The organism is Paraburkholderia sp. CI2 (assembly GCF_014201055.1).
In the GTDB taxonomy this organism is placed as follows: Bacteria; Pseudomonadota; Gammaproteobacteria; order Burkholderiales; family Burkholderiaceae; genus Paraburkholderia; species Paraburkholderia tuberum.
Window position 1 is genome coordinate 249,022 of the sequence record NZ_JACHDL010000007.1, and the last position, 26,117, is coordinate 275,138.

The window sequence follows — 26,117 nt, forward strand, 5'->3', positions numbered from 1 at the left end:
CGCACTAACGCTACGCGACGCGCTCAGGTTTGTAAGTTTGTGGACACCGCGCATTCATACGTGCGCACTAGCATCGGCAGCACCGTTCAGGCGGTGAATCACGCCTTTTCTCCTGGCGGCGATAGCGCCGTGCCACTTCGTTGCAATCTCTCTTCATTTCTCGTACACGATGAAACGCTTTACCTCCTTGCCGCTCGCGGCTTCCCTCTTCGTCGCTGCAAGTGCGGCGAGTTACGCCGCACCGTCCGCGCAGGCAAGCTATCTCGACGCCCGTCAAATTCCGCTTGGCGTGCTGCTCGCGCCACCTGCCGCCGATGGCTCCGAGCGTCAGCAAGCCGATCTCGATGCCGTGCTGAACGCGCAGCGCAGCCGCACGCCGGAGCAGGTGGCGCGCGCGAAGGCGGACGCGACCAAGTCCGTGTTCCGTTTCGCGGATGTGCTCGGACCGGACTTCAACGAAGCCGGTCTGCCGAAAACCGCTGCGCTGTTCGAAGCCGTCGATCACGATGCCGAGCGGGTCGCAAAAGGCGGCAAGCATTTCTTTAGCCGCGCGCGGCCCTTCATCGCGAGCCGCGACGTGCAACCGATCGTGCCGAAGCGGCCCGGCGACGACTACAACTCGTACCCGAGCGGTCACGCGACCTTCGGCTATCTGTGCGCGATCCTGCTCGCGCAGATGGTCCCCGAAAAGCGCGATGCGCTATTCGCGCGTGGGCGCGAATTCGGCAAGAACCGCGTCGTCGACGGCGTCCACTATCCGAGCGATGTCGAAGCGGGTCGCATCGACGGAACGCTCGTCGCAGCGGCGCTGATGGCCAATCCGGATTTTCAGCGCGACTTTGCCGATGCGAAGGCGGAAGTGCGCGCGGCACTGAAGCTCGACTAGTTGCACGTGTGAACGGTTTTCGGCTCCGCCCGGGACGCGTCATGAAGCAGCAACATGGCCATGTCATACTCCGCGCCCGCATAGGCGGCCCCCGCTATTGACGTCGCCGTTCATGCGGCGACGCACGACCACAGGAAACGACGTCCTCTTGAAAAACAGAGCAGCGATCAACTACCCCGCGGGGCGCAGACCCCGCATTCTCGTCGTCGAAGATGACGAGCGTGTGAGGCTCGAAGTCTCCACTGCGCTCGAGGACTACGAATTCGCCGTGGAAAGCGTGCCGAGCGGCCATGCCGGCCTGCTGCGCGCGCTCAACGGCGATTTCGACGCCGTCGTGCTCGACCGGATGCTGCCCGACGTGGATGGCTTGTCGATTCTGTCCACGTTGCGCAACGTCGGCAAAGAGACGCCGGTGCTGATATTGAGCGCGCTGTCAGCGGTCGACGAACGCGTGCGCGGCCTGCGCACCGGCGGCGACGATTACCTGACCAAACCGTTCGACAGTCTGGAATTGACCGCGCGCCTCAATGCGCTGCTGCGCCGCCGCTCTTCCACGGAGCAGCCGCTCATGCTGAGCGTCGGCGATCTCGTGCTCGATATTGGCACGCGCCAGGTCAGCCGGGCGGGCGAGTCGATCGAGTTGAAGCCCCGCGAGTACCAGTTGCTCAAATACCTGATGCTGCATACGGAGCAGCCGGTGACGCGCGCGATGCTGTTCGAGTCAGTCTGGAATTACCACTTCAATGCGCAGACCAACGTGATCGACATGCATATCGGTCACCTGCGCCGCAAGATCAGTATGAACGGACGGTTTTCGCTGATGATCCACACGGTTCGAAATGTCGGCTATGTCCTCCGTGCCAGCGAATAGGCGCTGGCCGCGCCTGCCGGCCAACAACGTCACCTGGCTGCTGATGGTGTTCATCAGTTGCGCGGTCGTGCTGTTCGCGATGCTCTTCTGGATGATGCACACGTATCTGCTGCACGAGGTCGATGAACGGCTGCGCGGAGAAGTGGCCGAGTTCAGCTCGATCGGCCGCGCCGAGGCGATCGCCAATATCGCGGCGCTGAGCCGGCGCGACATCGCGAGCAGCCGGCCCTATGGCGTGTTCGACGAAGAAGGCCGCTGGCTCGCCGGCAATATCCGTGCGTTGCCGGCCGAGCGCGAGCGCCGGCCGTTCTACTACACGCAAGCAATGAACGACGGGCCGCCGTCGCTGGCCAGTCATTTTCGCGGCATCGTCGTGCCGACGCGTAGCGGTCTGCGGGTGGTCGTCGGTCACTCGATCGACGAGATCATTCATTTCGACCATACGCTCGTGAAGATCCTGTGCCTCGGGCTCATGCTGACGATTCTGCTTGCCGTGGGCTGCGGCGCCGCGCTTCACGCGATGTCGAACCGACGTATCCGCTCGATGAGTCTGACGGCGCGCGAGATCATGGCGGGCCAGTTGAGTCGGCGTCTGTCGAATCGCGGCACGCATCACGATCTCGATCGTCTGGCGGAAATCGTCAACCTGATGCTCGATGAAATCGAGCGGCTGGTGGCCGAAGTGCGCGGCGTGTGCGCGGGCATCGCGCACGATCTGCGCACGCCGATGACGCATCTGCGCGCGGGCCTCGAACGCACGCGGCGGCGCTCGCATACCGTCGACGACTACACGAGCGCCGTCGACACCGCGATCGCGCAATCGGACGTCGTGCTGAACCGTTTCACCGCGCTATTGAGGATCGCGGAGGTCGAAGCGGATGTCAGACGCGCGAGCTTCTGCGAGGTGTCGCTGGACACCATCCTGCGCGACGTCGCGGAGTTGTACGAGCCGGTCGCGGAGAACCGTCGTTTGTCGGTCGCGGTGCTTGCGTCCGAACCAGTTTTCGCGCGCGGCGACGTGGATCTGCTGTTCGGCGCTATCGAGAATCTGCTCGATAACGCGCTGAAGTTTACGCCCGGTGGCGGCGCGGTGACGCTGCAAGCAACGCTTGAAGCGGGAAGGCCCGTCGTGCAGGTCGCGGATACTGGACCCGGTATCGAGGCAGGTGAGCGCGACGCAGTCCTGCGTCCGTTCTATCGCAGCAGAAACGGGCAGGAGGCGGCGACTTCGGGGCATGGCGTCGGCTTGAGTCTCGTGGCCGCGATCGCGCGGGTGCACGAGGCAGTCGTGGAGATTCAAGACAACACGCCAGGCTGCAGGATCGTGTTGCGGTTCAATGCGGGACTGCCGGCGCGTTGAGGCGAGACGGCGATTGCTCGCGACGGATTTTACGTTGGAGCGTGCAAGAAAAAACGACCTGCCGGATGGCAGGTCGTTTCTTTTGAATCTACTAACCCGCTCAGGACTTCGGCACGAGTGCGACGCCGCGCAGCGCCTGGCCATACGGCGCGGTCTGCATCACGGTGAAACCCTGCGTCGAGGTCGCCGTCGAACCGTTGATGCTCACGGTGATCTTGACGAGCTGGTTCGAGTCGGCGCCCGCATCGAACGCGGCGCCGAGGCTGTTGCCGATCGTCGAGGTCACCGCGTAGATCGTGAACGAACCGTCGCTGTTGACCTGGCCCGTGATGTTGCGCAAGCCGTCAGGCGTCGTCGTATAGCTCGCGCCCTGCGTACCGTACGCGCCGGTCGTGTCCGTCACCGTGTAGGCCGTGCCGAGGTTCAGGCCGGTCGTCAGGTTGGCGAGCGGCATCCACGTGCCGTTCTGGTTCTGATAGACCCACAGGCCGCCGCTGCCGCTCACCTGGTCGCCCGGCGTGCCGTCGCCTTCGTCGGCGACGAACATGATCGACGGATTCGACGCGGGGATCCACATCCCGAACGGATAGACCGTGCCGGTCACCTGGCTAGGCGACGTGAGCGCCGTCAGGTTGGTCGCGAGGGTCGTCGGGAAACCAGGCACGATCGTCATCGCGGCGTTTTGCGGCAACTTGCCGCCATTGGCGAGCGCAGCGGTCGCGCCGACCTGGTACACGGTGTTCACGCCGTTGCCGCCGCTGCCCTTGGAGACATACATCGTGCCGTCCGGGCCGACGAACAGGCCGCGCAGGTTGACGTCCTTGCCGGTTTTGTCGGCGGCGGTCGCGGGCGTCGTCGGCAGGCTCGCGATCGAGAATCCGAACTGGTCGCCCGTCGAGCTACCGCCCGTGATCGAACCCATCGACGCCAGCGAGCACGCCGTTCCAGCCGGTGCGACCGCGTACGTGCCGGTGCCCGTGCCGGACTGGAATGCGCCGATCACTTGCGTGAACGCGCATTGGCTGCCCGGAGCGATGCTTTGCACGCCGGTGTTCATCGTCAGCATGTCGAGCTGGGCCGTCGTCGGCTTCGGATTCTTGCCCGAATTGCCGGCATTGCCGACGATGTAGTACATGCCGTTGGCGAGCACGGCCGCGCGGCTGTTGTTGCCGGCGTATGCGTTGGTGTTCGTGAACGACAGGCTGTTATCGGCGAAATTCAGCTGCGCGACGGTACGGTAGGTCGGCGTTGCGACGTCGGTATTCGTCGTGTCGACCACGCCCGGCGTATTCGAGTTCGAGATATCGGCCTGGTCGATCGACGTGTTGTAGCCGGTGAAGGTCAGCGATTTCTGATCCACCGACACGTTCAGCGCGAGCTCCGACTTCGAGGCGAAGCTGGTGGCGAAATTCACGCTGCTTTTCGCGGCCTGCGCGGTGATGTCCAGCGTTTGCGACGGGCTCGTCGCGTTCGGTGCCCACTGATCCAGATACGCTTCCGACGTCACGCCGAAGTTGGCGTCGTTCGCGTCGTTGGTGAACACATTCGGAAAGGTGCCCGGCGTGACTGCGGTCACGGGGGCTGCATTGGTGGTCGTGGGCGTCGCGTTATAAGGCAGTGTGCCGCTCAGAGCGAACGCCGGGTCATAGGCTGTGCGCGAGACCAGCAGGTTGCCAGCCGTGTAGTTGCTGGCGGAAGTCGAGGGCGTCGTCGTCGTGGCCGGGGTGCTGCTCGTGGTGCCTTGCGGCGCGCTCGTGCTCGACGGGTTTTGGGTGCTGCCGCCGCAGCCGTAGATGGCGGAGATCAGAACCGCGATCGGAAGCGCCTTCAGGGTGGTTTGCATTCTGTGTGTTTGGGTAGGGTGGGTGAAATTTTTTGAAAGTTGCAGCCGGTATTGCAAGTCGCGAGGCTACAAACCACCCGTGGCACAAACATGAATCGAAAATTACTAAAAAGATAAGAATGCGCTGGCGCGTTGGCGCGATGTCGTTGCGGGATGCCTGGTTTTTTTGGGCGGCGTTGGAGGGCGGAGGGCAGTGCCTGAACGGAAGGCTACGTTGAGGCGGGCGGGAAGAGGCAGCTCGTTTGCCGCGCGCGTACCTGTTTGCACACGCGGGCAAAGGAAAAAGAAAAGGGCCGACATGCTTTCGCATGTCAGCCCTCGAATCTTTTGGTAGGCCGTACGGGATTCGAACCTGTGACCAACGGATTAAAAGTCCGCTGCTCTACCAGCTGAGCTAACGACCCAAAAGAGAAGCGAAATTATATCGGCGCACCAATGCCCTGTCAACTCGGCAAGACCGTCGCCCAAAATGAAAAGCCCGGGCATCACTACCCGGGCTTTCCAGCGAGAGGCGCGCGTGGCTATCACTTCGGACACTGCGCGTTACTGCCAACTACATCAAAACGTGATCAATCCAACACCACGATCTACTTGATCTGCGACAGCTTGTTCTGCGCCGACTGCGCGACGTCCGAGCCGGCGTATTGCGCTACGATCTGCTCGAGCGTCTTTTTCGCCGCGGCCTTCTGGCCTTGTTCGAGCTGATTGTTCGCGATCGCGAGCAGCGCTTCCGGTGCACGCGGATGCTGCGGATAGTTCTTCACGACACCTTGCCAGACAGTCGTCGAACCCTTGTAGTCGCGCAGTGCATACAGCGCGTTGCCGAGCCAGTATTGCGCGGTCGGCTGATAGGGGCTGTTCGGATATTTGGAGATGAAGCTGCGGAACGATGCCGCCGCGTTCTTGAAGTCGCCGCTGCGGAATTGCTGCGAAGCCGCGTTGAACGCATCGGTTTCACCCGGCTGCACCTCGCCCTGGACGCCGTCCACCGTCTGTTGCTGCGGCTCGAATTTCTTCAGGCGCGTGTCGAGATCGGTGTAGTAGTCCTTCTGCTGCTTTTGCAGCGTCGTGAGCTGGTTCGCCATGTCCTCGTTCTGTCCGCGCAGCGTCGCGACCTGCTGGTTGAGCTGGTCGAGACGGTTGGACTGATCGAGGATCGTGCGTTGCGCCGCCGATAGCTGGCTCGACAGACTATCGGTCTTCGAGCGCAGATCGAGAATGGCCTGGCGGGCCTGATCGTCGTCGAACATGCCCGCATGGGCGGGCACGGCCGTGAGGGCCGTGCCTGCGACGCAGGCCGCTGCGGCAAACCGCAGCCAGGAGAAACGATGCGTCATTCGGCTCACCACCCGTTGACTTACTGTTGATACGCGAGGTCGGCGCGGCGGTTCTGTGCCCACGACGCTTCGTCATGACCCGTTGCCAGCGGCTTTTCCTTGCCGAGGCTCACGGCCTCCATTTGCGAATCCGACACGCCCATCAGCGACAGCGAACGACGCACGGCTTCAGCACGCTTCTGGCCGAGTGCGAGGTTGTATTCGCTGGTGCCGCGCTCGTCGGTGTTGCCCTGGATCAGCACGTGACGCTGCGGGTGGCTCTTCAGATATTGCGCGTGTTGTTGCAGCAGCGGTTGATAGTCATCCTTCACCGAGTAGCTGTCGAAGTCGAAGTAGATGCTGCGCTTCGCGAGCGGGCTGTTCGGATCGTTCAGCGGGTCGACGTTGACCGTCGCGACGTCGGTCGGGTTCGGTTGGGCCGAGCCTGCGCCCTTGTTGGCGTTTTCGTCGAGCTTGACGCCCGAGTGACATGCGGCCAGTGCACCGACCATCACGACGGCGAATGCGAAACGAAGTTTGGACATCATTTGATTACTCTCCTTGTGTTATTGCATCAACGTTATTGCATAAACGGGCCCCAGGACGGCTCGCGTACGCTGCCCCCCTGAACGGACAGGACCTGCCGAGTGCGACCGTCGGTCGATACTGCGGCCAACACGCCACGGCCGTTCACCTGAGTGGCGTAAAGAATGTACTGACCGTTCGCCGCGAAGCTCGGCGATTCGTCATGTGTCGTGTCCGTCAGGCCCGTGGCGGATCCGCCTTGCAGGTCCTGGATGTACAGCTTGAATGCACCGCCGACGCGCGAGATGTAGGCAAGCTCCTTGCCGTCAGGACTCACACGCGGGCTGGTGTTGTAGCTGCCCGTAAACGTGACGCGTTGCGCGCCGCCCGCGCTTTCACCTTGCGCCGGCATCTTGTAGATCTGCGGTGCGCCGCCGCGGTCGCTCGTGAAATAGATCCACTGACCGTCAGGAGAGTAGGTCGGCTCGGTGTCGATCGAGCTGCCTTGCGTCAGACGACGCAGACCGCTGCCGTCCGCGTTGACCGCGAAAATCTGCGTATTGCCGGTACGCGACAGCGCGACGGCGAGCGTGCGGCCATCCGGCGACCACGCCGGCGCACTGTTGTTGCCCTTCTGGTCCGATACGACGATGCGCCGGCCCGTGGGCAGGTCGTGGATATAGACGATCGGCTTCTTCTTCTCGAACGACACGTAAGCGACCTTGGTGCCGTCGGGCGACCAGGCCGGCGAGATGATCGGCTCGGGGCTCGACAGCGCGATGTGCGCGTCCTGACCGTCCGAATCCGAGATCTGCAGCTGGTAGCGGTTGCCCGACTTGATCACATACGACAGGCGCGTGGCGAACACGCCGCGACTGCCCATCAGCTTGGCGTAAATATAGTCCGCGACCTTGTGCGCGCTCATGCGCAGACCGCTTTCCGGGCTCACCAGCACGAGGCCGCCGAGGCTTTCGCCCTTGACCGTGTCGTACAGCTTGAAGCGCACTTCGTACTGGCCGTTCGGCAGGCGGTTCACGCTGCCCGCGACGAACGCGTTGGCGCCTTTCGCCTTCCATGCGCCGAGGTCGACGGAATCGGTCTCGGACACCGGCGTCGAGCCTGCGTCGATATTCGTGAATTTGCCGCTGCGTTGCAGATCCTGACGCACGATCGTGCTGACCTGCTGCGGGGAGTTCGCTTCATTGGCGAAATTCGCCGTTGCGATCGGAAACTGAGTGGATCCGACGCCCGTCACGAGGACGTTGAGTTGTGCGTTGGCGGCGCCGCCGACGGCGATCAGGCACGTTGCCACGAGGGTTCGCAGGCCTAGCTTGGTCATCAAACTCATGCTGTATGGGTTCCTCAAAAACGGTTTTACTTAATACTCGAAGACAGCAGACAGACCGGAAAACGGCTATTTCGTTCCCGCGCAACGCCGCGCCGGGTGGGGCGCGGCGTTGGCCGCCGGTCGGCTGTCAGCCTGCACATCAAGCCGCCGGACGCAGCGTGATAGTGAAGTAGTCCGGCGTCTTGCCATTGACGTCCCGAGGCATCGGATCGGAGGCTTTCACCGCCCGCAACGCGGCGGCGTCCCACGCGGCGTTGCCGCTGCTGCGAGTAATGTTTGCGCTCAGCTGATTGCCGTCCGGCGAACAACGCACGGCGATCACGGTCTCGAGACCTTCCGTTTCGCCGCCCCAGTTCACATGCTGAAGCACCAGCCGTCGTACCTTGTCCGCGTAACCCGGCGATGCCGCCGTGCCGCCCGAGCCGCTACCCGTTCCGCTCTTGCCCAGGCCGTTGCTGCTCGAACTGCTGCCGCCCACGCCGCCGGCCAGACCCTGCATCTGCGCAAGCCGCGCGCGACGTTCGTTGTCGAGCTGCTTTTTCGCCTGCGCGGCCGCATCGGCTTGCGCCTTGGCCTTCGCCGCTTTCTCCGCCTCAGCCTTCTTCTGCGCTTCTGCCTGAGCCTGCTTTTGCTGCTGCTCCTGCTGTTCTTTCAGTTGCTGTTGCTTCTGCTGCTCGGCGAGCTGCTGTTGCTTGAGCTTCTCGGCCTGCTGCTGTTGCTGCTGTTGCTGCTGTTGCGCCTGCTGCTGTTTGAGCTTCGCGGCCTTCTGCGCCGCGAGCTGGGCCGCCTGTTCGGCCGCCAGCTGTTGCTGCCGCTTCGCTTCCGCTTCCTGCTGCTCTTTCAGCTTCAACTGGCGCTGCTGTTCGGCCAGTTGGGCCGCGCGAGCCGCTTCCTGCTGCTGGCGCTTCTTTTCCTGCAGCGCGATGTCGGCCTGTTCGTCGCGCACGGGCGGAGCAGGGGCGACCGGCGTGGGCGGCGGCGTGACGACGGGACGCGGAATCGCCGAATCCGGCACCTCTGTCCACAGTTCCGCCTGCTCGCCCTCGGGCGTGCTGTTCTGCCATTGGATGCCGCGATACAGGAAGAATCCGAGCAGCGCATGCATCACCAGCGCGAACAGAAAAGCTCGCCCGGTGCCGCGTTCACGCGGCGGCTGAAGCGGGTATTCGGAGTTCTTGCGGATCATTGCGATTTGACGAGCAATCCGACGCGCTTGACGCCCCGAGCCTTCAGCTCGGACATCACGTTCATCACGACTTCGTATTTCACGGTTTTGTCGGCGGCGATCACGACGGGCTGATCGGGGTGCGATTGTGCCCGATCGGCGATGAAACCGTTGAGGCCAGCCTTCGTCATGTCTTCCTGCTGCTGCGTGCCGGAGTCGTCCTTGTACTTGACGCTCATATTGCCGTCCGCGCGGATGTTGACGATGACGGGCGGCGTCTGCTGTTGGGGCGCCGCGCCGCCGACGGTCGGCAGATTGACGATCGACGGCGCGACGAGCGGCGCCGTGACCATGAAGATCACTAGCAGCACGAGCATCACGTCGATGTACGGCACGACGTTGATGTCGGCCATTGCGCGACGCGAGCGCGAGCCGCGCATGCTGGAGGAACGGGAGCCTGCCATCATGGCCTCCTCAGTGTGCCTGGCGCTGCAGGATGTTCGAGAACTCTTCGATGAAGGTTTCGAAACGGATCGCCAGACGGTCGATGTCGTGCGCGTAGCGGTTGTAGGCGACCACGGCCGGAATTGCGGCGAACAGGCCGATCGCGGTGGCGGTCAGGGCCTCGGCGATGCCCGGCGCGACGTTCGCGAGCGTGGCCTGCTGCACGTTGGCGAGGCCGCGGAACGCATTCATGATCCCCCACACCGTGCCGAACAGACCGATATACGGGCTGACCGAACCGACCGACGCGAGGAACGCCAGATTCGCTTCGAGAACGTCCATTTCGCGTTGGAACGCCGCGCGCATCGCGCGCCGGGCGCCGTCGAGAATCGCGCCCGAATCGTTCAGGCGCTTCTCTTTGCCCTTCAGGAATTCCCGCATGCCGGACTCGAAAATCCGCTCGAGCGCGCCGATCCTGTGACGGTTGTTCGCGGCGCTCTGATACAGCGCCTGCAGGTCGCCGCCCGACCAGAAATCACGCTCGAAGCGTTCAGTTTGCGCGCGCGCCCGGCGAATCGCAAACCACTTGCGGAAGATGAAAGTCCAGGAGAGTAGCGACAGCAACAGCAGCAGAGCCATGACGGCCTGGGCCAGCAGGCTCGCGTTGAGTACGAGTGAAACGATCGACAGATCTTGTGTAGTGTTCATAAAGGTTCGTTTTAACGTCCCGGAAAGGGGGCGTCCGGCTGCAAGGCCGCTTCAAGCTTGCCGTGGGCAAAACGGAAGCTTCGGCGATATCGAAGCCGAACCATGCTTTGTGTTACCTGACCGGTATGAGTTCACTGGCCCCGTAACAACGAGGCTCAGGGATCGTCCGTTGACATGCCGCCGTCGTTCAGTCAGCGCTCTCGCTAGTGCCCGGCCCGTGCCGCAGCGCGGCGAGAACCGACGGCGGGATCGCGGCTGGCCGCAGCGTCGCGCGGTCCACACAGCCAATCCGGACCGAACCGGTGGCAAGCAGCGTGCCTTCGCGCCATGCTTCCTGCACGAAGTCTACCGAAGCTCGGCCAAGACGCTCGATCCGGCTGATAATTTTCACGATGTCGTCGAGTCGGGCCGGAGCCCGGTAATCGACCGCGGTACTGCGCACGATGAAAATCGCGTCGTTTTCTTCCGCAAGCCGGTGCTGGTCGACGCCGCACGCGCGCAGCCATTCGGTGCGAGCGCGTTCGAAAAACTTCAGGTAATTGGCGTAAAACACGATGCCGCCGGCGTCGGTATCTTCGTAGTACACGCGGATCGGCCACGTATAGCCGATTTCCGTGCCTGGCTGGCTGGTCGACATATTCATGCGGCGCATTCTACCGGAACGCACAACCCGGGGTCTGTTTCGAAATGTGAGTTGCTTGTGGCGGGCGTCGGCGGCGATGGGAGCCGGCTTTGCCGGCCGGGCCGGGCCGGGACTGGCGGAGCGGGCTATCGACGTGCCGCAGAAGAAAGCCAGCACGATGATGGGCGGCGGCGCGACCAACGGTAGCGGCGGCCGCGGCCGCCCGCCTTCAAACTCAGCTGCGATGCACGGACAGACCGGCGAACGACTGCGCGACCGGCATCAGCTCGATCGTGTTGATGTTGACGTGGGCTGGGCGCGTGGCGATCCAGTAGATGGAATCGGCGATGTCTTCGGCCGTCAGCGGCTGCACGTTTTCGTAGACCTTGGCGGCCTTGTCGTCGTCGCCGCGATATCGCACGTTCGAGAATTCGGTGCCGCCGCACAGACCCGGCTCGATGTCGGTCACGCGCAGCGCCGTGCCGGCGAGGTCGGCGCGCAGGTTCAGGCTGAACTGGCGCACGAACGCCTTGGTCGCGCCGTAGACGTTGCCGCCCGCGTACGGCCAGCGGCCCGCCACCGAACCCAGATTGAAGATATGCCCGCGATTGCGCTCGACCATGCCGGGCAACAGCGCATGCGTGACCTGCGCGAGGCCCGTGCAATTGGTCTCGATCATGGTGTTCCATTCATCGAGACTTGCCTTGTGAGCCGGCTCGGTGCCGAGCGCGAGGCCGGCGTTGTTGACGAGCACGTCGATCGCGGCGAAGTCCGCCGGCAGCGAGGCGGGCACGGCTTCGACGGCGGCGCGATCGCGCACGTCGAGCTCGTACGGCAGCAGCGCGTCGCCGAGCTCGTCGGCGAGTGCTTGCAGACGGTCCTTGCGGCGTGCAGTGGCGACGACACGATGGCCGCCCTTGACGAACGAGCGGGCGATGGCGGCGCCGAATCCGGCCGACGCTCCTGTGACAAACACGATCATTGCAGTTCCCTGGTCGGTAAGAGACAAAGGCCCAAAGCCTACTTCCAATGGCACGCTGCGGCAAGGATGCACGAGCCGGATCGGCGGCTGCCGCGGCGGCGCGCAACGGGTGCGCGGCGCGACCGGCGCGCTTTCCTCAGATGGTTGCGCAGCGGGGCCGCCAAACCGTCCGGAGGCCCCGCCAGCGGCCGCCGGAGCACCCGCAAGTCGGTTGCCTATTCGGGCCTCTTCCAATACACTAACGCGCTCGACCCTGCGTGACTGGCGATAGAACCGAGTCGTCCGACTCAGCCGATTCAACCAATCGGGTTCAAGGTGGAACAACCCACCGTGAAGCGCAGGGTGCCGTTTTGCCGTTCGCCTGGGCAGCCGTGAACCGCGCGCATTAATCTGCGCTGACGGTGGCTGGCTCGCCTCGCGTGTGCGGCGACTCTCCACTCGCCACGTCAGGGCAAGCCTCGCCGCCCAAAGCGCTGCGTACCCCGCTGTGTACCCTCTACGCAGGATTCGGCGCACGATCCGGTCAACCTGAAAACACTCAACGGAACCCGTATGTTTGACAGAGCCCAAAGCACCATCGCCAACGTCGATCCTGAACTCTGGAAGGTCATCGAGCAGGAAAACCGCCGTCAGGAAGAGCACATCGAACTGATCGCGTCGGAAAACTACACGAGCCCGGCCGTGATGGCCGCGCAAGGCTCGCAACTCACGAACAAGTACGCCGAAGGGTATCCGGGCAAGCGCTATTACGGCGGCTGTGAATACGTCGACGTTGCCGAGCAGCTGGCGATCGACCGCGTGAAGCAGCTGTTCGGCGCCGAAGCCGCGAACGTGCAGCCGAACTCGGGCTCGCAGGCGAACCAGGGCGTGTTCTTCGCGATGCTCAAGCCGGGCGACACGATCATGGGCATGAGCCTCGCGCACGGCGGCCACCTCACGCACGGCTCGCCGGTCAACATGTCGGGCAAGTGGTTCAACGTGGTCAGCTACGGCTTGAACGAAGCCGAAGACATCGACTACGACGCCGCCGAGAAGCTCGCGCAAGAACACAAGCCGAAGCTGATCGTAGCGGGCGCGTCCGCGTTCGCGCTGCGCATCGATTTCGAACGCATGTCGAAGATCGCGAAGTCGGTCGGCGCGTACTTCATGGTCGACATGGCGCACTACGCCGGTCTCGTCGCCGCGGGCGTTTATCCGAACCCGGTGCCGCACGCCGATTTCGTCACCACCACCACGCACAAGAGCCTGCGCGGCCCGCGCGGCGGCGTGATCCTGATGAAGGCCGAGTTCGAGAAGCCGATCAACTCGGCGATTTTCCCGGGCATCCAGGGCGGTCCGTTGATGCACGTGATCGCCGCGAAGGCCGTCGCGTTCAAGGAAGCGCTTTCGCCGGAATTCAAGGCGTATCAGCAGCAGGTCGTCGAGAACGCGCGTGTGCTTGCTGAAACGCTGGTCAAGCGCGGTCTGCGCATCGTGTCGGGTCGCACCGAAAGCCACGTGATGCTGGTCGACCTGCGCGCGAAGAAGATCACCGGCAAGGCTGCGGAAGCGGCACTCGGCGCGGCACACATCACGGTCAACAAGAACGCGATCCCGAATGATCCGGAAAAGCCGTTCGTGACCTCGGGTATCCGCCTCGGTTCTCCGGCCATGACCACGCGCGGCTTCGGCGTGAAGGAAGCCGAGCAGGTCGGCAACCTGATCGCCGACGTGCTGGACAACCCGGAAGATGCCGCGACGATCGAGCGCGTGAAGGTTCAGGTCGCCGATCTGACCAAGCGCTTTCCGGTTTACGGCTAAACCATGCATTGCCCCTTCTGCCGCCATGCCGATACGCAAGTCGTCGACTCGCGCGTATCCGAAGACGGCGCGACGATCCGCCGGCGCCGCCGCTGCCCGGCCTGCGACAAGCGTTTCACGACGTATGAGCGGGTCGAACTGGCGTTGCCGTCGGTCGTCAAGAAGGACGGTACGCGCACGGAATTCGATCGCCGCAAGATCGTCGCGAGCATGCAACTGGCGCTGCGCAAGCGCCCGGTTGCGGTGGACGCGATCGAAGCGGCTGTCGCCCGTATCGAGTATCAGCTGCTCGGCAGCGGCGAGCGCGAGGTGCGTAGCGAGCGCCTCGGCGAACTCGTGATGAACGAGTTGCGCGCGCTCGACACGATCGCTTACGTCCGTTTCGCTTCCGTGTACCGGCGCTTCGAAGACGTCTCCGAATTCGAGGACGTGATCGAGGAATTCCGCCGCGCCTCTTCCCCGCCCAAGCCTTCCCGCAAGCGCTGAGCGCACGCGTGTCGCAGCTGAGCTGCGGTCATTCGCGTCCATCGCCTCGCGCATTTCGCGCTTTTTTTCACGCATCGCTTCTCCCGCCTCCGTGATCGATCGTCACGTGCATTGTTGCGCGCGCTAACGTCTGAATGCCACCTGGCCATTCGGACGATGGTCGGCGCGCTCGCAAATCGCTAGATTGGCTGCATCCGTTCGTAACGCTCAGGGATGCAGATGAAATTCAAGGGGATTTACCGGCCATCGCGCGCCGGTTTCACACTCGTCGAAACGCTGGCGGTGATAGCGCTCGTGATGCTGATGGCCGTGATGGCGGTGCCGTCGTTCGCCGCATGGCATATGCGCGATCAGGTCGACGCGCGCTCGAAGGCGCTGCTGTCCACGTTCGCCTACGCGCGCAGCGAGGCGCTGCGGCGCGGTGCGCGCATCACGGTGTGCCGCGTCGATGCAGCGCGCGTCTGTCTCGCGTCGGGCCAAGCCTGCGCCGGCGGCATCGCCGACTGGGCCTGCGGCTGGGCCGTATTCGCCGAACGTGGCGGCAAGCCGTCGTTGTTGCGCGCGCAGCCGGCGCTCGCGGCGGTGAGCATCGCCGGCGTGCAGACGGATATGACGTTCACGCCGCCGGCTGGGCAACTGATCGGCGCGTTTCGAAGTTTTGATATCGCACCGCGAAGCCCATCGAAATCGATGCAGGGGAACTCGTGGCGGCGCTGCATCAGTGTCGCGGCAGGAGGTCGCGCGCGGATCTCGGAGGGCGCGTGCGGAGCGACGTCATGAGACAGCCCGCATTCAACACCGGTTTGCGTGTGCACGCATCGACATGTAATGGCAGCTCGTTGATCGAGGTGATGCTGGCGGTCGCGTTGGTCGCGGTGAGCGCGCTGGGTTTGATCGCGGTTCAGGTGTGGACCGCACGCGAAGCGCGCGCGATGACGCTGCGCGAGAGCGCCGCGTGGATAGCCGACTCGATTGCCGAAGCGACGCGCACGCCTTCCACGGGCGATGTCGCGCTCAATCAATGGCGCACCTGGGCGAGCGTTCTGCTGCCGCACGGCGACGCATCGATTGGCGAGAGCGGCGCGGTCGCGGCGGCGCGCGTGACGTGGGCGTCCGTGCGGGACCGGCCCGCTTTGGGCGATGCGAGCGCCCAGCCGGCGGAGCCTTGCGGCGACGTCGATGCACCGGCTGGATCGTCGTGTGTCGCGTTGGCGTTCGCGAAATGAAGCGGCCGCATTGCCCACTCGGTCATACGCTAATCGAATTCCTGATCGCGATGGCGCTCGGGTTGCTCGTGATCGCGGGCGCCGTGTCCCTTTACACGGCGCAGCGCAACGCGTTCGTGCAGGCGAGCAACGCGACCCGAATTCGCGAAGCGGGCTTGACCGCGCTGATGCTGATCGGCCAGCAATTGCAGATGGCCGGCTTCGTCCCTGCCAATGTCATTGGCTACAACGCGGCGCCTGCGCTATTCGGCTGCTCGGGCGGTCGCCCGACCGGCGCCGACGACAGCCTCGCTTGCACCACCTTGAGCACCGGCTCGGATGGCGTCGCGATCCGTTACGTCGCAGACGTCGTATCGACATGGCCATCGTCGAGCGGTCAGGTCACCGACTGTGTCGGACAGGCCGTCAAAAGCAGCGACGCGGTCCTTGGCGATGAGGGCGCGCCGGTGGTGAATCGCTACTTCGCCAACGTCAGCGGCTCGACCGGCGAGCCGGAGCTTTACTGCGTGGGCAGCGGCAATGCGGGGTCCGCGCAGCCGCTGATCGAAGGCGTCGAGCGCGTGCGGTTGCGCTACTGGCTGGACGGCGCGGCGGATGCGGTGAATGCGTCGGCCGTGGCGGCGGATCAATGGGCGAACGTCGTTGCGGTCGATGTCTGCGTGCTGGTGCGCGGCGCGCCGCAAGGACAGCGTTCGAAGTACATCGACTGCGATGGCGTGAGTACACTCGGTACCGACCTGCGGCCTCGACAGGTGTTTTCCCGCCGCGTTGCGCTGCGGAATCGCGCGGAGGTGTCGTCGTGATGGATCGCGGCACAGCAACGCAACGCGGCCGCGCGTACGACATATGCGGCGGGCCAGGCGGAACAGCGAAACACTTAGGTAGGCGAAATTGTCAGGGCGGTGCCCGACGGGCACATCAACGCGGCGTCGTGCTAGCCATCGTGCTGTTGATCTCGGCCATGATGCTCGCCACGTCCGCGATATGGTTCGAAACATCGCTCGCGGCCGCTCGCGCGGCGACCAATGTGCGCGACTATCTGCAGGCTTTCCACGCGGCGGATTCGGCGCTGAGCTGGTGCGAGCGCAACGTGCTATCGGCAAGTGGCGATGCGCCCGATGCACCGCTCACATCCGGCGAGCCGACTCAATGGAGGCTTGAAACCGCGTTCGACGCAGGCGCCATCACGCCGGTGGCGCAATGGCCGGGATCATCGCGCGCGCCGCAATGCCTGATCGAGCCTTGGCGTCTCGCGAGTCGACCCAACGCCAGCGCTTATCTGCTGACCGCGCGCGGCTTCGGGCGGAGCAGCGAGTCGCAGATCTGGTTGCAGATGGAGGTCGTGACAGAAGATGGCGCGATCGAACGTCATTGGCGGCGCGTTGCAGCAAGACCATTCTGAGGAACGCACCGACTGGACACGTATGAAAAGGCCGAACACATCCGCATTCACGCTGCTCGAACTCGTGATCGCGCTCGCGATTGCCGCCACGCTCGCCGCGTTTGCGATCCCTTCGTATCGCAGCCACATTGCGCGCACGCATCGCATCGATGCGGCGTCGGCGTTATATCGGGCTGCGCAATTCGTCGAGGCCGCGGCGAGCGATGGCGTGCCGGCCTTGCCAGCGGGTATCGATCAGGCGCCGCAGTTCGGCGCCCCGGTGTATCGAGTGCGCGTGCTGCCCGCGGACGACACGAACGGCGGCTATTCGATCGAAGCGGCGCCCGCGGAAGCGGGCCCGATGCGCGACGACCCGTGCGGCACGTTCACGCTGGATGCGACGGGTCAGCGAGGCAATAGAAACGATGCGAGCGGCGCGACGCCCACGAGCAGCGAATGCTGGAATACCAGTTAGCGGTGATTGAAGTCCGACACACGCAACCTTGCGAGCGGGAGGTCCGATAGATTGCTGCCACTCGCAGCGGCCACGACCTCAATAGCCGCTTCGCAACGAATCGTCCTGCGCAGCCGGCGACTGCGCCGTAGCGGAAGCCGCCGCGGCCGCCCGCGCCGCCGCCGACTCGTTCTTCATCTGTTGCCAGATCCGGAACGCTTCCCACGCGCCGAGCGCAAGGCTGCCCCACTTGAGCACGGGCTTCGCGCTCGCGACGACCCTCGCGCGCAGCGGTTTGGCGAGCAACAGCGAAGCGATCGAGCTGATGAACGGGTACTGCTTGAGCAACGCGCCGATCGTGCCCGCGTTGAGCACGCTCGCCTTTGGCCCTTTACCGACGCGCACGCCGCCGAAGCCGGGGATCACGAACCTGAGCCAGCTGAAATGCGTGACGGCCTGGCGCAGTTCGAAGGTGGCCTGTGCAAGCTCGACGCGCTCGACGTCCGCGCGCACGAGCAGCAATTCCTTGCGCAGCGCCCGCAGATGCGGCGCGCTCAGATCCTTCGACGGATGGCGCTTGTTACGAAAGGCGGTATCAGGACGGGAGGGGCTCATGGCGTGTCGGCGGCAGTGAGGGTGAGGCGATGGATCGGATGCAGACGAACTTTCCCATCAGTCGCGGCTGCGAAACGCTTCGCGATCCTTTTCGAACTCCGCGATGGTCGCTTCGAATACCATCGGCGCGTTGCGCAAACCGCTGCGCGCCTTCAGCGCACAGGCGAGCCCGGCAATCGCGTAGACCGCGGTGATGCCGGCAAGCGCCTGCCATCGGTAGGTGTCCCAGAAGGCAATGGCGACGAGTGCGGTCAACGCGATCAAGGCCATCGTTGCGAGCATCATCGCGGCAAGACCGAGAAACAGCACGCCGAGCAGGCGGTCTTTTTCCTCGGCGAGTTCGATGCCCACCAGTTCGAGCCGCGTCTGCAGGATCGCAAACACGGAACTGAGAATACGGCGCAACGGGCTGCGTTCTGCGCGCTGCGAGTGTGTTTCGGTCGTCATGGCTGTGGGCGTTGCGCGTGAGGGCCTGGCCGGCGCGCGCGCGCCAGCAGAAGGGGACCGGCGAGGCTCGCGCCGGTCCGCCCGTGTCGCCGGTGCGCCGGACCTGCCTGCTCCGGCGGCCTCACCGGCCTTTACTTGCGATTGATCAGCAGACCGACCACCACGCCGATGCCCGCGGCGATGCCGATCGACGCCCACGGATGCTCGTGCACGTAGTCGTCGGTGGCGCGGGCGGCCTTCTTGCCTTTTTCGACGACCACGACCTGAACGTCGGCTGCCTTTTCTTTCGCCTGCTTCAGGCGCGTCAGCGCGGTTTCGCGCAGTTCCGACGCGCGTTCGCCGGTAGCGCTCGCGGCCTGTTTCAGCAGGTCTTCAGCGTCCGCGAGGACGGTTTTGATATCCGACATCAATCTCTCCTTGTTGACTTCCGACATTGACAGCTCCCTTTGTCTCACGCTACGCGTAAATCGTAACCAAAGAAACGGTCGCTGGCGAGCATAGTGCCGGTTGCATGCCGCCGCTGCACGATTCGTTCCCGCCAGCGCGTGGCGTCAAGACACCCGTTTGAGGGCACTCTGCTCCAGACCGGTATCTGGATTGAGTTGATCTGTCCCGCAAAGTTTCCGTCAAACGGGAAAAAATTACAAAAACACATAAAGTACTGACGCGATGTTGGTTCGCCATGTACCACCGCGGCCTTATGCTTTATCGTGACTGGCCGCCGCGGGCACACGCCCGCGACCTTATCCGGATACCTTCCGAAGACCTACAGGAGATGCACTATGAGTCTACGTCTTGGCGACATTGCGCCGGATTTCGAACAGGAGTCGAGCATGGGCCGCATCAGGTTTCACGAGTGGCTCGGCAATAGCTGGGGCGTGCTGTTCTCGCATCCGGCCGACTTCACGCCGGTCTGCACGACCGAGCTGGGGCTGAGCGCGAAGCTCGCGGGCGAGTTCGAAAAGCGCAACGTGAAGACGATCGCGTTGTCGGTCGACAGCGCGGAGTCGCACAAGGAGTGGATCAAGGACATCAACGAGACGCAGGCCGCCAACGTCGGTTTTCCGATTCTCGCGGACGGCGATCGCAAGGTCTCCGGGCTGTACGACATGATTCACCCGAACGCGAACGAAACGTTCACGGTGCGCTCGCTGTTCGTCATCGATCCGAACCGGAAGGTGCGTCTGATCATCACGTACCCGGCGAGCACCGGCCGCAACTTCGACGAAGTGCTGCGCGTGATCGATTCGCTGCAACTGACCGACAGTCACTCGGTCGCGACGCCGGGCAACTGGAAGCAGGGCGATGACGTCGTGATCGTGCCGTCGCTGAAGGACGAGGAAGTCATCAAGCAGAAATTCCCGAAGGGCTACAAGGCGTTGCGTCCGTACCTGCGCCTGACGCCGCAGCCGAACCGGTAAGCGGCGCGGCATGAACCAAAAAGCCGGTTCGAAGGAACCGGCTTTTTGGCATTATCGATACACCAGCATCGGAATCAGAAGAACGCCTGAATACCGGTCTGCGCACGGCCGAGGATCAGCGCGTGAACGTCGTGGGTGCCTTCGTAGGTGTTGACTACCTCGAGGTTCACCAGATGACGCGCGACGCCGAACTCGTCCGAAATGCCGTTGCCGCCGAGCATGTCGCGCGCGAGGCGGGCGATGTCGAGCGCTTTGCCGCACGAATTGCGCTTCATGATCGAGGTGATTTCGACCGCGGCCGTGCCTTCGTCCTTCATGCGGCCGAGGCGCAGTACGCCTTGCAGCCCGAGCGTGATTTCGGTCTGCATGTCGGCGAGCTTCTTCTGGATCAGCTGGTTCGCGGCGAGCGGCCGGCCAAATTGCTTGCGATCGAGCACGTACTGACGCGCGATGTGCCAGCACGCTTCGGCCGCGCCGAGCGCGCCCCAGGCGATGCCGTAGCGCGCCGAGTTCAGACACGTGAACGGACCGCGCAGGCCGCTGACACCCGGCATGATGTTCTCTTCCGGCACGAACGCTTCGTCGAGCACGATTTCGCCGGTGATCGACGCTCGCAGACCCACCTTGCCGTGGATCGCCGGTGCCGACAGACCCTTCCAGCCCTTCTCGAGAATGAAGCCGCGGATGTTGTCCTTGCCGTCTTCCTCGAGCTTCGCCCATACGACGAAGACGTCGGCGATCGGCGAATTGGTGATCCACATCTTCGAGCCCGACAACGAGTAGCCGCCATCGACCTTCTTCGCGCGCGTGACCATGCTGCCCGGATCGGAGCCGTGGTTCGGCTCGGTCAGGCCGAAGCAGCCGATCCACTCGCCGCGCGCGAGCTTGGGCAGATATTTCTCCTTCTGCGCGTCCGAGCCGAATTCGTAGATCGGCACCATCACCAGTGACGACTGCACCGACATCATCGAGCGATAGCCGGAGTCGACGCGTTCCACTTCACGCGCGATCAGCCCGTACGCGACATAGTTCAGACCGGGGCCCCCATACTGTTCGGGAATCGTCGGACCGAGCAGGCCAAGCTCGCCCATTTCGCGAAAGATCCCGATATCGGTCTTTTCATGGCGGAACGCCTCCAGCACGCGCGGCAGCAGCTTGTCCTGCGAGTAAGCCGCAGCGGCATCGCGCACCATACGTTCGTCTTCGGTGAGCTGCTGATCCAGCAGCAACGGGTCTTCCCAGTGAAACTGCGCGGCTACGGCCATGACGTATCTCCTGATTTCTCGCTCAGAACCAGCTTGACTAGAGTTCCGCTTTGCGAAACAATGTTTTGCAAATGACGCCCGAGTGTATCACCCTATGACGCCGCCATCCACTTTCTCCGCTTCGCTCGACGAACGCAAATTCGTCGTCGCCCTTGCTCGCGGGCTGGACCTGTTGCGCGCGTTCCGGCCAGGCGAGACGATGCTCGGCAATCGGGATTTCGTCGAACGCACGGGTCTGCCGAAGGCAACCGTGAACCGGCTCGCCTACACGCTGACCGTGCTCGGCTATCTGCGGCTGGACGAAAGACACGGCAAATATGCGCTCGACGCGGGCGTGCTGTCGCTCGGTTTCGCGCTGCTGTCGGGCACCGACATGCTCGAACTGGCACGCCCGCACCTGCGCAGCCTGGCGCGCGAGGTCGGCGCGGCGGTCTCGCTCGGGTGCCGGGACGGGCTCGACATGGTGTATCTGGAGACGATTCGCAGCGAAACCGCATTGACGCTCGGCCTCGCATCCGGCTCGAAACTGTCGATGCTGACGAGCTCGATGGGCCGCGCCTATCTCGCCGTGCAGCCGCCCGACGCGCGTACCGCGTTACTCGCGGAACTGAAAAAAGCGGCTGGCAGAGTGGGGGCGATGCTCGTCGCCGAAGCCGAACAGGAGATCGCCGCGTTCGCGACCGAGCGATGCTGCTACTCGTTTCGTGCGTGGCATGACGACGTGAACGCAGTCGCGGTGCCGTTTCGCGAGCCGCGCGAAAACCGCTGGCTCGTGCTCAGCTGCAGCGGGCCGGCGTCGTCGATGGGGGAGGAAGTGTTTCGCGAGAATGTCGCGCCGCGCCTGAAGGCGCTCGCGGCGCGGCTGGGGGAGCCGGGCTGAGCTAATGCCGGGGCGCCCGACTAACCGGGCCCACACCGTGTCACGCCGCCCGGTCGTGATAATGCGCGTTGAATAATGGCCCTTGCACGAACCGCACGTCGTACTGCTGTAGCGCGGAGAATTGCGCCTCATCCGTCACGCGATTGAAAATCAGCGGCACCCGCAGCCGGCCCGCGTAGCCGACGAGCGGCTTCACGGTCGCGTCGCGCAATGCGGCCGCCGCATCCATCTTGATGAAGTCGAGCCGCGCGGTTTCGGATACCGACAGGATCTGCCCCGCGTTCGACAGATTGCCCGCCACCTTGAACCCGTAGTGCTGATAGCTGCGCGTCAGATAGCCCAGGAACGTCTTGTGTGCGACCGCCGCCGCCGGCAACTCGATCACGATGCGCGCCGGACTCAAATTGAACGAGGTCAGCACGCTCGAAAAATGCCGGCCGTGGTCGTACTTCACGCTCTTCAACAGCCTCTCGTGCACCCGCAGAAACAGCAATCCATGCCGCTGCGGGCCGAAGAAGTTGATTGCGTGCAGCGCGCGCGACATGCGGTCTAGCGCGACCAGCTGCTGATCGTCGGCGATGTTGTCGAACGGATCGAACACCTCGAATGGCGGCGCGTCGAGCCGGTGCGTGACCGCCTGAAAGCCGAGTTCATCACCGAAGCGGTCGACCCCTTCCGCGCCGCATGACAGCGACTGCGCAAGCCCATGCACGCTGATGTCGAAGATCGGCTCGTAGGCACTCGTAAGCTCGATGCCGTCGAAATGTGCGAGCGCGATGCCGGCGCGCCCGCCTTGTCCCATTGCCAGATGCTCGCCGAGAAACGGGTGATGAGCGGCGCGGGCGATCAGATCGGGGATGGTCGGCGAAATCATGAAGGCAAATGAAAGGCGACGATGAACGCGCACCGGGCGCGTGGCAGCGCGACGCGATGGCCGCATTCATTGATGGTAGCAGTACGCGCCCTGCGCAGATTAACAAAATGCTCATATCGTTATTGGTCTCACGCTTATCGGCCGGGGCTGAGCGCGGAAGGACGAGGTTCGCGGGCGTGTTTCCAAGGGTATACGTTAGTTTCACTATTCGTAATTCGTTTTACTATTCGTAAAAGGCGATTTTAGCCAGCCGGAGGGGACGACTCAATGCTGATCGCGTTGAACTGGTCGAATGCCGCGCTGTTTCATGCGGCGGCGCTGCCGGTGCTGTGCTCGGCGCTGCTGGTGGTCGTGCTCGGCGGTGCGACGCGGCAACCCAACCGCGCGGCCGAAGCGGAGCCGGCCTGAGCCTGACTGCAAAGATCACCTATCAACCGGGAAAGAATCGGGCAACTCGCGGAGAACCTTGTATGGATACCTCAACACGTACGCCGGCCGACGAACGCCTGCGGCCTGAAATCGAGCCCGGCTATCAGTCGGGTTTCGCGAATGAATTCGCGACCGAGGCATTGCCGGGCGCGCTGCCGACCGGCCGCAATTCGCCGCAACGCGCGGCCTATGGTTTGTATGCCGAACAGATTTCGGGCACGGCGTTTACAGCGCCACGCGGTCACAACCGTCGCTCGTGGCTGTACCGGATTCGTCCGGCGGCCATGCACAAGCCGTTCACTTCGATGCCGTCGGAGCGGCTCGTCGCGAACTTCGCCGAGGTGCCGCCGACGCCGCCGAACCAGCTGCGCTGGGACCCCCTGCCGATGCCGAGCGAACCGACCGATTTCATCGACGGCTGGGTCACGATGGCGGGCAACGGCTCGGCCGAAGCGATGAGCGGTTGCGCGATCCATCTGTACGCGGCGAACCGCTCGATGCACGATCGCTTCTTCTACAGCGCCGACGGCGAACTGCTGATCGTGCCGCAGCAGGGGCGCCTGCATATCGCGACTGAAATGGGCCGCGTCGATGTCGAGCCGTTCGAGATCGCGGTGATTCCGCGCGGCGTGCGCTTCGCGGTCAGCCTGCCGGACGGCAGCGCGCGCGGGTATATCTGCGAGAACTTCGGCGCGCTGCTGCGTCTGCCGGAACTGGGGCCGATCGGCTCCAACGGTCTCGCGAATCCGCGCGATTTCCTGACGCCGCACGCCGCATACGAAGACCGCGAAGGCGCATTCGAGCTCGTCGCGAAGATGAACGGCAATCTGTGGCGCGCGGACATCGGCCATTCGCCGCTCGACGTGGTCGCATGGCACGGCAACTACGCGCCGTACAAATACGACCTGCGCCGCTTCAACACGATCGGCTCGATCAGCTTCGACCATCCGGATCCGTCGATCTTCCTCGTGCTGCAATCGCAAAGCGACACGCCGGGCGTCGATACGATCGACTTCGTGATCTTCCCGCCGCGCTGGCTCGCCGCCGAAGATACGTTCCGGCCGCCCTGGTTCCATCGCAACGTCGCGAGCGAGTTCATGGGCCTCGTGCATGGCGTCTACGACGCGAAGGCCGAGGGCTTCGTGCCCGGCGGCGCGAGCCTGCACAACTGCATGACGGGCCACGGCCCGGACGCGGACACGTTCGAGAAGGCGTCGCATCTCGATACCTCGGTGCCGAAGAAGGTCGACGACACGATGGCCTTCATGTTCGAGACCCGCACGCTGATCAAGCCGACGCGCTTCGCGCTCGAAACCGCGCAACTGCAGGCGCGTTACTACGAGTGCTGGCAAGGCCTCAAGAAACACTTCAATCCGGAGCAACGATGAACGCGGTGAACGATCTCCAGGCGACGCTCGATGCGTCGCGCAAGAGCTGGATCGAGTCGGCCAACGACCCGGCTGGCGACTTCCCGATCCAGAACCTGCCGTTCGGCATTTTCAGCGACCGTGGCAACGACGCGCGTCGCGTGGGCGTCGCGATCGGCGATCAGATCGTCGATCTCGCCGCGTTGCAGGCCGCGGGTCTGCTGAACGTGCCGGCGCACAACGTGTTCGCGCGCGATGCGCTGAACGATTTCATCGCACTTGGCCGCGACGTGTGGCGCAGCGTGCGTATCCAGCTGAGCCAACTGCTCGCGCGCGACACCGCGACGCTGCGCGACGATGCCGCGTTGCGCGCGAAGGTGCTCGTGCGCGCGGCCGATGCGCGTCTGCATCTGCCGGTGCAGATTCCGGGCTACACGGATTTCTATTCATCGAAGGAACACGCGACCAATGTCGGCGCGATGTTCCGCGATCCGAAGAATGCGCTGCTGCCGAGCTGGTCGGAGATGCCGATCGGCTACAACGGACGGGCATCGTCGGTGGTCGTGAGCGGGACGCCGGTGCGTCGTCCGAATGGTCAGCTGAAGTTGCCCGACCAGGAGCGTCCGGTGTTCGGCGCGAGCCGCAAGCTCGATATCGAACTGGAGACGGGTTTCATCATCGGCGGCGGCAATGCGCTGGGCGAGCCGATCGCGTGCGAGGACGCGGAGGCGCACATTTTCGGCATGGTGCTGCTGAACGACTGGAGCGCGCGCGACATCCAGCAATGGGAATACGTGCCGCTCGGCCCATTCAATGCGAAGACCTTCGCGACGACGATCTCACCGTGGGTCGTCACGCTCGATGCGCTCGAACCCTTCCGCGTCGCGCAGCCGGTGCAGGAGCCGGAGCCGCTCGCCTATCTGCGGCATCGAGGGAAGCATGCGTTCGACATTCACCTCAAAGTGACATTGCGCGCGCAACCCGCGCGGCAAGCGAGCACGATCGCGCGGACCAACTTCAAATACATGTACTGGACGATGGCGCAGCAGCTCGCGCATCACACGGTGGCGGGCTGCAATACACGGGTGGGCGACCTGATGGGCTCGGGGACGATCAGCGGGCCGACCGAGGATTCGTACGGCAGCCTGCTGGAGCTGACGTGGAACGGCAAGAAGCCGCTGGCGTTGAAGGAGGGCGGCACGCGCACGTTCATCGAGGACGGCGATGAGTTGACGCTCGTCGGCTGGTGCCAGGGCGACGGGTATCGCGTGGGGTTCGGCGCGTGTGCCGCAGAGATTCTGCCGGCGCGAGCGTGAGCGCGCGGCAGTCACGATGAGCGAGGGCCGGCGCGGTATGCCGGCCCTCGTCGTTTGTGCGAGACCCTGGGCGTACCGGGTCGAAA

The 26,117-nt window shown here is 64.0% G+C and carries 29 protein-coding genes, 1 tRNA gene and 1 riboswitch; of the genes, 15 read left to right on the forward strand and 15 right to left on the reverse strand.

The genetic code is table 11. The annotated features are described in order from the left end of the window. The first annotated feature begins 169 nt into the window (after positions 1-169). From HDG32_RS13095 to HDG32_RS13105, 3 genes are all read left to right on the forward strand, one after another. Positions 170-886, forward strand: a complete 717-nt coding sequence (locus tag HDG32_RS13095) for a phosphatase PAP2 family protein (RefSeq protein ID WP_184067362.1) — start codon at positions 170-172, stop codon at positions 884-886. A gap of 148 nt (positions 887-1,034) precedes the next feature. Then, positions 1,035-1,757, forward strand: a complete 723-nt coding sequence (locus HDG32_RS13100; protein WP_184067365.1) for a response regulator transcription factor — start codon at positions 1,035-1,037, stop codon at positions 1,755-1,757. Continuing rightward, a complete protein-coding gene (locus HDG32_RS13105; RefSeq protein WP_184067367.1) occupies positions 1,735-3,117 on the forward strand; it encodes a HAMP domain-containing sensor histidine kinase in 1,383 nt (460 codons plus the stop codon). The genes HDG32_RS13100 and HDG32_RS13105 overlap by 23 nt, the downstream gene beginning before the upstream one ends. Positions 3,118-3,217: 100 nt before the next feature. On the opposite strand, the gene HDG32_RS13110 is transcribed toward HDG32_RS13105, so the two are convergent. The 10 genes from HDG32_RS13110 to ydfG form a co-directional block, all read right to left on the reverse strand. Further along, entirely contained in the window at positions 3,218-4,960 is a 1,743-nt protein-coding gene (locus HDG32_RS13110) for a hypothetical protein (RefSeq protein ID WP_184067370.1), read from the reverse strand. A 328-nt stretch (positions 4,961-5,288) separates the two neighbouring features. Further along, a tRNA-Lys gene (locus tag HDG32_RS13115) sits at positions 5,289-5,364 on the reverse strand. Positions 5,365-5,547: 183 nt separating this feature from the next. After that, positions 5,548-6,297, reverse strand: coding sequence for a tol-pal system protein YbgF (gene ybgF / locus HDG32_RS13120; RefSeq protein WP_184034372.1), 750 nt, complete (start codon positions 6,295-6,297; stop codon positions 5,548-5,550). Between the two features lie 20 nt (positions 6,298-6,317). Further along, on the reverse strand, positions 6,318-6,824 hold the full coding sequence (gene pal, locus HDG32_RS13125; RefSeq protein WP_184067373.1) for a peptidoglycan-associated lipoprotein Pal: 507 nt from the start codon (positions 6,822-6,824) through the stop codon (positions 6,318-6,320). A 32-nt stretch (positions 6,825-6,856) separates the two neighbouring features. Further along, a complete protein-coding gene (gene tolB / locus HDG32_RS13130) occupies positions 6,857-8,149 on the reverse strand; it encodes a Tol-Pal system beta propeller repeat protein TolB (protein ID WP_184067376.1) in 1,293 nt (430 codons plus the stop codon). Positions 8,150-8,288: 139 nt separating this feature from the next. Next, positions 8,289-9,335, reverse strand: coding sequence for a cell envelope integrity protein TolA (tolA, locus tag HDG32_RS13135; RefSeq protein WP_184067379.1), 1,047 nt, complete (start codon positions 9,333-9,335; stop codon positions 8,289-8,291). Continuing rightward, positions 9,332-9,778, reverse strand: coding sequence for a protein TolR (tolR, locus tag HDG32_RS13140; protein ID WP_026225609.1), 447 nt, complete (start codon positions 9,776-9,778; stop codon positions 9,332-9,334). The genes tolA and tolR overlap by 4 nt, the downstream gene beginning before the upstream one ends. Before the next feature lie 10 nt (positions 9,779-9,788). Next, a complete protein-coding gene (gene tolQ, locus HDG32_RS13145) occupies positions 9,789-10,466 on the reverse strand; it encodes a protein TolQ (RefSeq protein WP_090803171.1) in 678 nt (225 codons plus the stop codon). A gap of 187 nt (positions 10,467-10,653) precedes the next feature. Further along, the gene (ybgC, locus tag HDG32_RS13150) at positions 10,654-11,118 is read right to left on the reverse strand and encodes a tol-pal system-associated acyl-CoA thioesterase (protein ID WP_184055415.1); all 465 of its coding nucleotides are present in this window, start codon (positions 11,116-11,118) and stop codon (positions 10,654-10,656) included. Between the two features lie 205 nt (positions 11,119-11,323). Then, on the reverse strand, positions 11,324-12,070 hold the full coding sequence (gene ydfG / locus HDG32_RS13155) for a bifunctional NADP-dependent 3-hydroxy acid dehydrogenase/3-hydroxypropionate dehydrogenase YdfG (protein WP_184067382.1): 747 nt from the start codon (positions 12,068-12,070) through the stop codon (positions 11,324-11,326). A gap of 247 nt (positions 12,071-12,317) precedes the next feature. Continuing rightward, positions 12,318-12,444, forward strand: a riboswitch (ZMP/ZTP riboswitch). Positions 12,445-12,622: 178 nt separating this feature from the next. On the opposite strand from ydfG, the gene glyA reads away from it, so the two are divergent. The 7 genes from glyA (at position 12,623) to HDG32_RS13190 (ending at position 17,438) form a co-directional block, all read left to right on the forward strand. Further along, on the forward strand, positions 12,623-13,870 hold the full coding sequence (glyA, locus tag HDG32_RS13160) for a serine hydroxymethyltransferase (protein WP_090803175.1): 1,248 nt from the start codon (positions 12,623-12,625) through the stop codon (positions 13,868-13,870). A 3-nt stretch (positions 13,871-13,873) separates the two neighbouring features. Continuing rightward, positions 13,874-14,356, forward strand: coding sequence for a transcriptional regulator NrdR (nrdR, locus tag HDG32_RS13165; protein ID WP_008919734.1), 483 nt, complete (start codon positions 13,874-13,876; stop codon positions 14,354-14,356). Between the two features lie 213 nt (positions 14,357-14,569). Next, a complete protein-coding gene (locus HDG32_RS13170; protein WP_184067385.1) occupies positions 14,570-15,136 on the forward strand; it encodes a GspH/FimT family pseudopilin in 567 nt (188 codons plus the stop codon). After that, positions 15,133-15,582 carry a hypothetical protein gene (locus tag HDG32_RS13175; RefSeq protein ID WP_184067388.1) on the forward strand — a complete coding sequence of 150 codons (450 nt, stop codon included), beginning with the start codon at positions 15,133-15,135 and terminating at the stop codon, positions 15,580-15,582. The genes HDG32_RS13170 and HDG32_RS13175 overlap by 4 nt, the downstream gene beginning before the upstream one ends. Further along, positions 15,579-16,385 carry a PilW family protein gene (locus HDG32_RS13180; protein ID WP_184067391.1) on the forward strand — a complete coding sequence of 269 codons (807 nt, stop codon included), beginning with the start codon at positions 15,579-15,581 and terminating at the stop codon, positions 16,383-16,385. Before HDG32_RS13175 ends, HDG32_RS13180 begins: the two co-directional genes overlap by 4 nt. Before the next feature lie 128 nt (positions 16,386-16,513). Further along, the gene (locus tag HDG32_RS13185) at positions 16,514-16,984 is read left to right on the forward strand and encodes a pilus assembly protein (protein ID WP_184067394.1); all 471 of its coding nucleotides are present in this window, start codon (positions 16,514-16,516) and stop codon (positions 16,982-16,984) included. A 22-nt stretch (positions 16,985-17,006) separates the two neighbouring features. After that, the gene (locus HDG32_RS13190) at positions 17,007-17,438 is read left to right on the forward strand and encodes a type IV pilin protein (protein ID WP_184034346.1); all 432 of its coding nucleotides are present in this window, start codon (positions 17,007-17,009) and stop codon (positions 17,436-17,438) included. A gap of 78 nt (positions 17,439-17,516) precedes the next feature. On the opposite strand, the gene HDG32_RS13195 is transcribed toward HDG32_RS13190, so the two are convergent. From HDG32_RS13195 to HDG32_RS13205, 3 genes are all read right to left on the reverse strand, one after another. Continuing rightward, positions 17,517-18,032, reverse strand: a complete 516-nt coding sequence (locus HDG32_RS13195) for a DUF3318 domain-containing protein (RefSeq protein WP_184067397.1) — start codon at positions 18,030-18,032, stop codon at positions 17,517-17,519. Between the two features lie 57 nt (positions 18,033-18,089). Beyond that, a complete protein-coding gene (locus HDG32_RS13200; protein ID WP_018419515.1) occupies positions 18,090-18,479 on the reverse strand; it encodes a phage holin family protein in 390 nt (129 codons plus the stop codon). A gap of 131 nt (positions 18,480-18,610) precedes the next feature. After that, complete coding sequence (locus tag HDG32_RS13205; protein ID WP_026225611.1) at positions 18,611-18,913, reverse strand: YqjD family protein; 303 nt, start codon at positions 18,911-18,913, stop codon at positions 18,611-18,613. Between the two features lie 348 nt (positions 18,914-19,261). Between HDG32_RS13205 and HDG32_RS13210 the strand changes: the two genes are divergently transcribed. Beyond that, complete coding sequence (locus HDG32_RS13210) at positions 19,262-19,900, forward strand: peroxiredoxin (RefSeq protein ID WP_184067400.1); 639 nt, start codon at positions 19,262-19,264, stop codon at positions 19,898-19,900. Positions 19,901-19,974: 74 nt separating this feature from the next. On the opposite strand, the gene HDG32_RS13215 is transcribed toward HDG32_RS13210, so the two are convergent. Next, positions 19,975-21,165 carry an acyl-CoA dehydrogenase gene (locus HDG32_RS13215; RefSeq protein WP_184034334.1) on the reverse strand — a complete coding sequence of 397 codons (1,191 nt, stop codon included), beginning with the start codon at positions 21,163-21,165 and terminating at the stop codon, positions 19,975-19,977. Positions 21,166-21,259: 94 nt separating this feature from the next. Here HDG32_RS13215 and HDG32_RS13220 point away from each other — a divergent pair, with 94 nt between their 5' ends. Then, a complete protein-coding gene (locus tag HDG32_RS13220; RefSeq protein ID WP_184062238.1) occupies positions 21,260-22,045 on the forward strand; it encodes an IclR family transcriptional regulator in 786 nt (261 codons plus the stop codon). Positions 22,046-22,085: 40 nt separating this feature from the next. Here the strand turns inward: HDG32_RS13220 and HDG32_RS13225 are convergent, their stop codons facing one another. Then, positions 22,086-22,919 (reverse strand): EAL domain-containing protein, encoded by an 834-nt coding sequence (locus HDG32_RS13225; RefSeq protein WP_184067403.1) that lies wholly within the window; start codon positions 22,917-22,919, stop codon positions 22,086-22,088. A gap of 267 nt (positions 22,920-23,186) precedes the next feature. Here HDG32_RS13225 and HDG32_RS13230 point away from each other — a divergent pair, with 267 nt between their 5' ends. The 3 genes from HDG32_RS13230 to fahA all read left to right on the forward strand — a co-directional run bounded on the left by HDG32_RS13230 (position 23,187) and on the right by fahA (position 26,031). Further along, positions 23,187-23,327 carry a hypothetical protein gene (locus HDG32_RS13230; protein WP_184067457.1) on the forward strand — a complete coding sequence of 47 codons (141 nt, stop codon included), beginning with the start codon at positions 23,187-23,189 and terminating at the stop codon, positions 23,325-23,327. Between the two features lie 62 nt (positions 23,328-23,389). Beyond that, the gene (hmgA, locus tag HDG32_RS13235; protein WP_184067406.1) at positions 23,390-24,736 is read left to right on the forward strand and encodes a homogentisate 1,2-dioxygenase; all 1,347 of its coding nucleotides are present in this window, start codon (positions 23,390-23,392) and stop codon (positions 24,734-24,736) included. Continuing rightward, positions 24,733-26,031: a fumarylacetoacetase gene (fahA, locus tag HDG32_RS13240; RefSeq protein ID WP_184067409.1), complete on the forward strand. Its 1,299-nt coding sequence runs from the start codon at positions 24,733-24,735 to the stop codon at positions 26,029-26,031. The genes hmgA and fahA overlap by 4 nt, the downstream gene beginning before the upstream one ends. Positions 26,032-26,117 lie beyond the last annotated feature (86 nt).